Source organism: Acidocella facilis ATCC 35904 (assembly GCF_000687875.1).
GTDB classification, from domain to species: Bacteria; Pseudomonadota; Alphaproteobacteria; order Acetobacterales; family Acetobacteraceae; genus Acidocella; species Acidocella facilis.
Map to the genome: position 1 here is coordinate 277,033 of NZ_JHYG01000005.1, position 9,897 is coordinate 286,929.

The following is a 9,897-nucleotide window of genomic DNA, read 5'->3' on the forward strand; positions in this document are numbered from 1 at the left end:
GGGGCCAGCACCACATGGTGCTGGCCCCTCTCATGCCCCATCGAAGCTGTCCACCGCCAACCGTCTCGGCTGGGTCTCTACGCGGCATCCTGTTCATCATTGTCGTTGTGAGCTGATCTTTTAGAAACCGACTCATTTTCCGTGGGGACGGCAAGCCGGCCGACGGAATTGACCGCTTCGAGCTGGCGATCGGCCTGGAGATGGGCGTAGCGGCTGGTTGTCGCAAGCTGCGTATGCCCGAGCAGCTTCCCAATATCGTAGAGCGGTACGCCGTCGTTGGCGAGCAGGCTGGCGAAGGTGTGGCGAAGGTCGTGCAGGCGCAAATCCTCCGGCAGATCCGCCGCAAGCTTCACGCGCGCCCAGACGCCGCGCAGCTCGGACAGCGCCTGCTCATCCCGGCGGGGCGATGGGAAGACGAATTCCGCGCCCGGCTGGCGCGGCTGCAGCTTCAGGACGGCGATGGCCTGATCGGAGAGAAAAATCGGGCGGCGGCGGCCGCTCTTGGAGCGCGGCACCCAGAGGATGCGGCGGTCGAAATCCACACAGGACCAGCGGGCCAGGAGAATCTCGGATTTCCGCGCGCCGGTCAGCGCGAGCAGCGCCACGGCCGAGGCCGCGCCCTGGTCCGGATCGGCCGCAAGGGCGAGGAGCAGCCCCTTCACCTGCGCGGCGTCCAAGAACATCTCGCGCCCCTCGGTGCGCAGCATCCCCGGCGAAGCCGCGGGGTTCCTTCCTTGGAAGAACTGCCACTCGATGGCCAGGTTGAAGGCCCGGCGCAGCGCGGCCAGATGCGCATTGACCCGCGATGCGGACAGCCCCTCGTCGATCATCCCCTTGCGAAACCGGGCGACGTGAAGCGGGGTGATCTCGTCCAGATGGAGCTTGCCCAGCGCCGGCACCACGCGCAGCCGCATCAGCCCTTCGACCTCGACATAGGAGCGCAGCGTCTCCTTCGCGTGCGGCAGAATATGCTCTCTGACAAATGTCTCGAAGGTCGGAATGGCGCGCAGGCGGTCGCGCTCCGCCGCGGGGTCGCCCCCGCGCCACACATCGCCCTTGTACTTCAGCGCGAGCTTCCGCGCTTCGTCCGGCGTCAGCTCGGGGTGCTTCCCCAGCCTGATGTCGCGCACCTGCCCGCGCGCATTGCGGTAACGCAGGCGGTAGGTGATGCTACCCGTCGCGGCCAGTTCCATGTGAAATCCCGACAGTTGAGCATCCACGATGCGCAGTTTCTTCCTGCCGGCGGGCACCGCCGGCAGGTCGCGTAGCAGGGCCTTGTTCAGGGTGGCGATGGTCACAAATCCTCCAGAACATCGGAAGCGGCATCGTGCGCGGCACTCTGTTTGGCTTCCGGATCGTCGCCAGCAAACGCCATTCGATAATCGAACGTCGGAAAGTGGCGAAGGATCACGGCCAGCAACTCCCGCGTCTCGGGTACCCAGGGTACACAGTGTGCCAGCAGAGGCGCCAAGCGGCGCCCGGCGTAGGTGATGTCGTCCTTGGTTACCTTGAAGCCAGCTTCAGTGAATGCCTCGGCGATGGCCCCAAGCTCTCGCGGCGGGAAATTAACCCCCCAAGCCCCCCGGCGTCCGGCTTGCAGGAATAGCCGCAGTAATATGCCCCTGGCATTGTCTTTACGAATCTGGAACGGCGGCTTGATGCCTGCGGCGGCCGCGGCATTGCGCAGAGCCACGCTGGCCTCGAAATAGGCCTCCCAATCGCGATAGTCTTCCAGGGTCTTGAAGACCCTTTCCCGTTCGCGCCCCCACCCCTCGACGCGTACCCGGGCAAACTCCGCCTCATCGAGCGTCCGCCAAGGCACGCTTTCCCATGCCACGCGCGCCTGGCGTATCCCCAGCGCCTGCATGCGCGGCCGCACCGGGCGGCGCTTGAAATCATAGCGCATGTGCAAGGCCCGCTCGGGCTTCGCGAGAATAAGATCGCACTCCTTGGTGAACTGCTCCCGAGCCGAGATGAGATACTCGTGCTTGACCTTCATGCCGATGTACTGATCCATATACAGACGCCGCATGAAGCGATTCTGGGCTACCGGATCCGACGCGGTATCGGGCTTCACGCTGCCCTTGGCGCAGACCAGTTCCTGGCCGGGGGCGGATAGCGCCGTAAACGTCGTGCGCACCGCCACCGAGATGAGCTGCCGCGCGCCGTGCTTCGGCTCCGGGTCCAGCACCTCGCGCTCGCCGAACAACCGCTCGCGGATGTCGGCAAAATATGAGCAGAGCGGGCCGTTCAGCTTCAGGCGCTCGATCGGCACGTTGGTCAGCAGGCCGTCGGTGGTGGCGGTGACCACGGTGCCGTTATCGGGCAAGCCCGCGAGGATTTCACCCAGCACAGCGCGGATGAAGCTGGTGGCCCAGGCGGCCAGGAAGGGTTCGGTGAGCGGCGATTGCAGGATGGGCTGCGAGCGCATGGTGCGGGGGTCGAAACCGTTCTTGTCCTTTAGCCCTTGGCCCGTGAGCCCATAGGCCGAGTTGCCGACCTCCTTCCACAGCTCGTTCAGCGCGGCATGGGTCTTCTTGGGGAACTCGCGGCGCTTGGTCTGCACCAGACGGGTGAAATCCTCAAAAATCCGCGTCTCGGAGCACCACGGCGCCTTGAAGCCTTGGATGATCTCGATCTCGGCGCCCATGCGGCGGGCGAGGTAGATCTCCGGCGCGCAGGCGTACACGCGATCTTCCTGACGCCCCTCAAGCGGAAAGACCAACCCGCCGTTGGCGGCCCGCACCGGCAGGCACGGGAACCGCGTGCCGGCGGGGAACCGGAAGGTGACCCAGGCAATGCCCATGTCGTCGATGCCGAAAGCGTCGGGGTCGGCCTCCTGGCGGATGCGGCGATGGTCGACCGGCCGCAGGGCCACCAGCGCCGTGGTATAAGCGCCGGGCAGGTCGTAATCGTACCACATCCCTACCGGCGTGGGGCCGTGGTAGAAGCACTCATTGCGGCCACCGTGGTAGGCGTTGCAGGCCATCTGGTAGTAGATGGCCAATCCCGGAGATACCGCGTCCCGCTTCACGGTACGAAACTTTCGGGTCCGCGCATCGAAACGCTGCTCGGTACGGGTCTCGCGGCCCATGAGCGCGGCAAGCGCATCGCCACCGCCGGCCTTCTGGCGGACAAGCGCCGCCGAAATGCCCGCGAGCGTGCTCGGCAGGTGCTTCAGGCCGAATTGCTCCCGGGCCATCTTTTCGACCCATAGCCCGTAGGCCAGGGTGATTTTGGCATCGTTAAGTGCGTATTCCTCGGCCTGATCGCGAAAATCCCGGAACACGAGGTCCATCCGCTCTTTGCCATAGCGGGCCTCGAGCTCCATGCCCTGGCATTCCGGGCGCTCCTCGGTGGCCGTATCGGGAATGCCCAGGTCCCGATGAAGGTCCAGCTTGGGCACGCCGATCATCTTGCCGACATAGGCCAATCCCTTGCCGCCCGGGGTCAGCTTGATCGTATCCACAAACCGGAGCCGGACCGAAAAGGCACGCCCCTCGCTGTTACGCAGATACACCGGCTCGGGTGTATGCGGTACACCCTCAATGCCATCTTGGACGTCGTCGGCCTCGTCCCTAGCGACCAGGCGCAGGCCCTCCTCGCCCTCCAGCCTGTGTCCGCCGTGCCGGCTCACTACGGTCTTTCCAAGCCCGCGAAATTCCCGCTTGGCGGCCCAAAAATCGCCGAAGGAGGAGAGGTCACCGCGCATGAAGTGCCCGAACGCGACAATCCGATCGGGCATGCTCGCGAGCGTGCCCTCCTTCAACGCCTTGGAAATCAGTCTTTGGAAGAACTGCCCCACGGTCGGACGATCCTGCCGAGTGCGGCCGCGGGGGTAGAAAATCAAGCTCGTTTTGCGCGCGCCGCAAGCGAGTTCCGCCGTGATGCACAGCACTTCGTTGACGCGACCGCCCTTGCCGTCGGGCACAGTCACCCATTCGGCGTCGAAGCCCACGCGCACGGGCGGGCCAAAGTAACGCGACACGGGCGGCGTCAGTCGCGGTCCCGCGTTCAGTTTCTTGAGGCTCTTGGCAAGAGCCTGCTTCATCTGCCGGCGGACAGAAGCCGCCCTATGGCGCGAGCCCTTCAGGCGCTCCAGCGCCTCCTGCCCGCGCGGGCTCAGAACGTCGGCGCTGCCGCCACTCTGCTTACGCTCGAGCAGCGCCAACAGCGCTGGGTCAAGCTTGTCAAGTTCAGGTTCGTTTCTGGTGTCCACGATCAATTCCCAAAGTGAGCCGCCCGGGCTTGCGCCCGGGCGGCGGAACGCGGCTAGGCTTCGGCATCGCTGGCGCTGCGGCGGCGCGGCTGGGCCGCGGGTGCCGACGCCTGGGCGGTGCTGGTCTCGGCCACGTCGACGTCCACCCAGCCGTTCTCAGCCGCCCAGGCCGGGTCGGCTTCGGCCGCCAGCCGCCCCCAGTTAATCTGCTGCAGCGGCCTGTGCGGCCTATGATTGTCCAGCACATCTGCCATCGCGTCGCGCCATGTGACCGCAACGCGCGCGGAAGTTTCCACGTAATCGAGCAACTCATCCGGGCTCGTGCCGAGGATGATGAGGCCGGTTTCAACGGCCTTCACACCGCCGATGCGGAAAATGTTGAAGCTGCAGCCGCTGGGCGACCGCAGGAAGGCAGGAGCGTATGCCATGCTTAATCCTTCAAATCTGAAAATTGTGCCCCCTCCCACAGGGGCTTTGTCATGGGCATCCTAGTTTTGGCGTTCCACCTCCTTGGCCTCATCCGAGGCCCGGTCATGCTGGGGCTCGTCACTGCCACTGGGAGTGTCACCTTCAGGCGCAGGCAACGGCATCTCAGGGGCGCTTCCGTTGGGCCCACCGACGGCGGGGCGCACATACGCGGCCTTGCCACCCGTGATGGTAACCACCACCGCCACAGTGCCCTCCAGCTCCGGCGGCAGGCCTGTAAGGAACAAGGGGCGGCGCGGTTGGGTCGCGCATCCCTCACCCTGAGCACGCTTCGCGCGCCGAGCCTCCGCCGCGCAGCCGTCGATGCCGCGCTTGGTCCCCTTCACGAAATCCGCGACACTCTGATCGGGCTGCTTCCCCGTGCTGATAAACTGCAGAGCTGCTGCGAACTTGGACGCCAGTTTATTATCGATCGACGGCGCCGTGGCACGGATGACGCACAAGAACGGGTTTTTCAGCGTAGCCTTGTTGCAAGTCAGCTTGTTCGCTTGGCAGTAAGATTTGAACTTGCCTATTTCGAAGAGGGGATTGCTAACCAACTCGAGGCAGTTCCCCAAAAGCACGTACTGCCATCGATCGCTTTCAGCGAAATTGCTCATGCACGACTGCGATGCGGAGCGGTTCTCGCGAGTGAACCGCTCAAAGAGCTCGACGCACGCCTTGCCGATCTTCAATTCAAGGCTCTCCGCCTTGTCGGAGGCCTTCGCGCCCTTAACACTCCCGCGGGGCTTTTCCTCAGTAACCGGCGCCGTCGCCGGCGACATCAAAGTTTCGCTACGTCTCGAAAGCTCCGGCGCCTCGAACTGGCTCGGAGAGGGCGCGACGAGACCCTGGATGCCGCCATCCCCGGGCACCATGGCCGCGGAGGTCAATGCGTCTTGCGTACCCCCCGAGAATTCCTGAACGTTGCTCATTTGAACCCCTTTCTCATGTCGGCCAGCGAAGCGCTGTCGATCGGGGGCATACGTACGCACCCCAGAGGAGGCGTGCGATTTCCGAGTTGCTATCCGAGGGGCTTTCTTTCGGACATCAGTTCGGGCAAGCTACGGACACTCTAACCCGCCCCATAAGCTTGATCTCTCAATGTCCCTTATGCCCCTCAGTCACGCGTTCCTTTTTGCTCTCGGAACCTTGGAGGCTGCGTGGGACGTTCCTGAAGCTGAACGCCTCGGCTCATCGGGTGGAGAGGAAGAATTGTATTCTTGGTATGCCTTTGGCTGTGAACCGACGGGAGCGGCCCTCAAAGAGGCTCTTGAACATCTAGGGTGGAGAAAATGGCTACCCAATATTGACAAAAGTGCCGATGCTGACGAACTGGCCTTGTATCACCTTTATCGCGAGTGGCCCGAGGGGCTCTACCAAAGCGGTCGTCTACGCAAAAAGAACGCAAAAGAGCCGATTTTTATTGTGCCTAGAGTGCCCTCTGCTTCTGAACGCTCGGCATTGATGAAGGATGCCGAGGACCCGGACACTATAGGATCAGATCATGAGCGGCGGCTTGTTGAAGTCATCCGTTTTTTTAACAGCATCATTTTATTGGGAAAACTTACTCTAGTTGGAGACAGCGTGGCCGGTCACCTGGACAGGGCCACGCCCTCAAGATCGGAAGCCGAGGAATACGCGCCAGCATACAACGGCAATACTCTTGAGGAAGTTTTTATCAATTTCCGAAACAACACCATCCGATTCAGAAATGATCGAGACAGCCCATTCCCCCCTGAGGACGAGGAATTTGAAAGTAGCTTAAGCACAAAATTTTTAGTTCACAGACGCAACTTGAATAATTTGATCCACGACTGGCTGGATGAAACGCCGGAACATGATGACATTCATGATCTGTCTTTCGAAGTGAAGTTCTTTGGCAGATACACCCAATTCGCGGGAGACGAGCACCTGGAACCTGACGTCTACGGGATTTACCTTGCAGGATCGAACTCCCCTTTGTCGTTTGATCTTACAGGAAAACCCCGAATCGAAGAGGGGTTCATGGCGATCGATTTTCTGAACAGGAACAGGGGTGTCAAGATTTCTCATCAACTACTTTCCAGACTTACGTGGCGTCTGGAAAATCAGAAGGTACCGGTTCAGGACAATGGGAAGGATGCCAATAAAGTTAGTCAAGAACTGAAAGAAATCGGCTTCAAAATGTACCGCGGAGAAATCGACATCCCAGAGGCTCACATCCGCTGTGCAGAATTGCTGTCGAAATACGAAGACCAACGTGTCCCACGCGCAATTCCGCACACCCCAGAATTTGGAAAAGGACTGTTTTCACAGTACGATGAGTTTGAATACAGAAAGTCGGAACTGATCAAGAAAATCAAAAGAGCGTGTGTCGAGATTGGAAAGTCGGATGCACGTGGAAAGAAAATCTCCGAATACATCGAGCTTAACTTGCAGAAAGAACTCTATTACCTGCTCTTTCGCATATAAGTATACTCGGTGGGGAGGCTGTGCCGGTATGAGATGGTGTAGAGCTCGCACACTCTATTCCCCAACACGGGAATTACACCAAAGCCCGGCAGCTCGGCGCCAGACGCCACTTATGGAAACTTATCACCACGGCCTGGGCCGCCCGCGTCACCTATGGCTGTGGAAGGCGTAGGCTGTAGCTGGTGCTTCGCCCGCCGGCCTCGTCTTTCATCAGGATACCGTGCGCGATGAGGTCCAGAATATCCCGGCCCGCCGTATCCTGCGAGCATTTGGCGAGCTTGGCGTATTTCGAGGAGGTGAGCTTGCCGATGAACCCGTTCAGCAGCCGGTTGACGATCCCGCGCTGGCGGTCGTTAAGCGAGACAGTGCTCTGCGCTTCCCAGAACCTGGCCTTCTGCAGGACGGCTTCCAAAACGACCTCCGCCGCGGCGAACGCGCGATCCAGACAGCCCAGGAACCATGCGATCCAAGGCGTAATATCGAGGTCACCTTTCTGCGTGGCCTCCAGCACCTGATAATAGGCATTTCGCTCGACCCGAATTTGGGCCGACATGCTGTAGAATCGCTGGCCCGTCCGCTCGGAGCGCGCCAGCGCCATGTCGGCGATGGCGCGGGCGATGCGACCATTGCCATCATCGAACGGATGGATGGTCACGAACCATAAATGAGCCAGGGCGGCGCCGAGGACCGGGTCAATGTCGCCGGGCGCGTTGAACCAGGCGAAGAAGGCGTCCATGTCGGCTGGTAGCTTGGCCGCGGCCGGTGCCTGGTAATGAATGCGCTCACGCCCGAGGGGACCGGAGACCACCTGCATAGGTCCGCTTTCATCGGTCCGCCAGGTACCGACCATGATGCGGCTCATGCCGCTGCGCCCCGCGGGAAACAAGGCGGCCTGCCACCCGCACAGCCGCTCAGCGGTCAGTGAGGCCGCGTAGTTCTGGGTGGCGTCGAGCATCATCTCAACCACGCCCTCCACATGCCGGTCGACCGGGGTAAGGGCACCGATATCCATACCCAGCCGGCGCGCCACCGAGGAGCGGACCTGCTCGCGGTCCAGCGTCTCGCCCTCGATTTCGCTGGATTTGATCACTTCCTCGGTCAAGGATTGCAGCACCGCCTCGGCACGTAACGGGAATCCCAGCGCCTCCATGCGGCCGATCAGCCGCCCCTGGTGATGGCGCACCACCGCCAGCGGGGCCAGGATGACGTTCTGATCCCAGTGAAATTTCGGCCACTCCGGCAGCTGGTGGATATAGGTTGCCATTTCCCGCACTTTCTGCGGAGATTATGGCGGGAACCACCACACCACGCAACCACATTCTCCGCATAAATTGCGGTGATTATGTCTGTTAATCTCCGCATGGGTCTCGCCCTGCCGGCCTTGCCCCTGATTCAGGAACACTCCGGACCGATCCTGCGCGCCGGATTTTTTGGCCCTTCTGCCCAAAAGATGCTACAAAGCCTCTATGAGCCAAGCCGTTCAACCCACTGACCCCGATCTTGAAACCGAGCGTCAACTGCTGGAAGCCGCTGTTGCAGAAGCGCGTGCGGATGACCGCCCCAGCGTATCGCACGATCAGGTGCGGGCTGATATGTTGCGCGAGATCGAGCGTCTGAAACTCAAGACAGCCAAACATTAAGCTGTGAAGGTTGAATGGCGCCAGAGCGCGCTCGATGACCGGACGGCGATTATCGCGTATCTTGAGCCGTTGAATCCGCATGCCGCCGCGAACTTGTTGCAAGCCCTCGTGCTCGCGGGCGACAGCCTGACACTCTTTCCACACAGGGGGCGGCCGGGTTTGGCGGCGGGCACGCGCGAGTTGGTGGCCGTGTGGCCCTACCTCATCGTGTACGAAATCGATGCGACGGCTAACAGGGTGAGCATCCTACGTGTCTGGCATGGCGCCCAGGACCGTTAATTCGGGGATGGACCAGCATCGTCTGCAGCGAATGGGGGCCCACCAACCGCCCTGCGCCAGAATCCCCCATTATGGAAAGAGTAATGGGGACCTCGCCAGCCAGAACTATATGTCGGCATAACACAGAGGGAGACCCGCCACGTTTAAATTATCAAAAAAGATCAACAACTTGGGACTATACAAATTTTTGGACCGCCAGACAATGAAAAAATTTCCGTTGCGAATTCGCGGTTCTCTTTAAAACTTTGGCTTGCCAGACAGCTTGTGTCGCCCATACGCAGTCATACAGCCCATCGACATTGTGCGGCAGCACCGCAATAATCCCTCTGTAACCCAATTTTTGCAAGGTCTTAGGCATGATGTCCCTACCCGCAGCGTCTACGATTGAAGCTGGCACATCCATCCTATTCCTGGGTGCTGGGTTTTCCGCCGAAGCCACAAACACCAACGACGAAGACATCAAGGATGTCTCTGCGTTGATCACTTATTTGCTTGGTAAAGTGGTAACCGCTGCGAGCGCCCCACCTCGCGGCGCGGGTTTATTTGCTGGACACTGCCTCCCTGAATTTGGGTGAGGTGATATTGTGGATAATGACGGTCCTAATGGCAGGCATCAGCACAGTCCTGAGGACGTTGATTACCGCCGGGTTGAGGTGATCACGGGCCGGCGGCGGCGGCGGGATTGGACGGCGGATGAGAAGGCGGAGATTCTTACCGCGTGCATGGCGCCCGGAATGAAGATCGCGGCGGTGGCGCGCCGTTATGGGGTCAACCGTGGTTTGCTTTGGACGTGGCGCCGGCAGGCGATGGATGATTTGGTGGCGGCGACAGCGCCGCATT

At 61.0% G+C, this 9,897-nt stretch carries 9 protein-coding genes; 4 read left to right on the forward strand and 5 right to left on the reverse strand.

The window, feature by feature from the left end; translation table 11 throughout:
• Positions 1-77: 77 nt before the first annotated feature.
• The 4 genes from T331_RS0109050 to T331_RS0109065 form a co-directional block, all read right to left on the reverse strand.
• Complete coding sequence (locus T331_RS0109050) at positions 78-1,298, reverse strand: site-specific integrase (RefSeq protein WP_026439772.1); 1,221 nt, start codon at positions 1,296-1,298, stop codon at positions 78-80.
• Positions 1,295-4,171, reverse strand: a complete 2,877-nt coding sequence (locus T331_RS0109055) for a hypothetical protein (protein ID WP_026439773.1) — start codon at positions 4,169-4,171, stop codon at positions 1,295-1,297. The genes T331_RS0109050 and T331_RS0109055 overlap by 4 nt, the downstream gene beginning before the upstream one ends.
• 101 nt (positions 4,172-4,272) lie before the next feature.
• Entirely contained in the window at positions 4,273-4,647 is a 375-nt protein-coding gene (locus tag T331_RS0109060; RefSeq protein ID WP_026439774.1) for a hypothetical protein, read from the reverse strand.
• 60 nt (positions 4,648-4,707) lie between these two features.
• Positions 4,708-5,619 (reverse strand): hypothetical protein, encoded by a 912-nt coding sequence (locus T331_RS0109065; RefSeq protein ID WP_026439775.1) that lies wholly within the window; start codon positions 5,617-5,619, stop codon positions 4,708-4,710.
• 169 nt (positions 5,620-5,788) lie between these two features.
• On the opposite strand from T331_RS0109065, the gene T331_RS19885 reads away from it, so the two are divergent.
• Positions 5,789-7,138 carry a hypothetical protein gene (locus tag T331_RS19885; RefSeq protein ID WP_155992663.1) on the forward strand — a complete coding sequence of 450 codons (1,350 nt, stop codon included), beginning with the start codon at positions 5,789-5,791 and terminating at the stop codon, positions 7,136-7,138.
• Between the two features lie 151 nt (positions 7,139-7,289).
• Here T331_RS19885 and T331_RS0109075 read toward each other — a convergent pair whose 3' ends face one another.
• Positions 7,290-8,402: a Fic family protein gene (locus T331_RS0109075; protein ID WP_026439777.1), complete on the reverse strand. Its 1,113-nt coding sequence runs from the start codon at positions 8,400-8,402 to the stop codon at positions 7,290-7,292.
• Between the two features lie 202 nt (positions 8,403-8,604).
• Here T331_RS0109075 and T331_RS20215 point away from each other — a divergent pair, with 202 nt between their 5' ends.
• The 3 genes from T331_RS20215 to T331_RS20610 all read left to right on the forward strand — a co-directional run.
• On the forward strand, positions 8,605-8,778 hold the full coding sequence (locus T331_RS20215; protein ID WP_169738201.1) for a hypothetical protein: 174 nt from the start codon (positions 8,605-8,607) through the stop codon (positions 8,776-8,778).
• A gap of 3 nt (positions 8,779-8,781) precedes the next feature.
• Positions 8,782-9,057, forward strand: coding sequence for a type II toxin-antitoxin system RelE/ParE family toxin (locus T331_RS0109085; RefSeq protein ID WP_026439778.1), 276 nt, complete (start codon positions 8,782-8,784; stop codon positions 9,055-9,057).
• 653 nt (positions 9,058-9,710) lie between these two features.
• On the forward strand, positions 9,711-9,897 hold a 187-nt coding region (locus T331_RS20610), incomplete at its 3' end, for a transposase (RefSeq protein ID WP_407637429.1).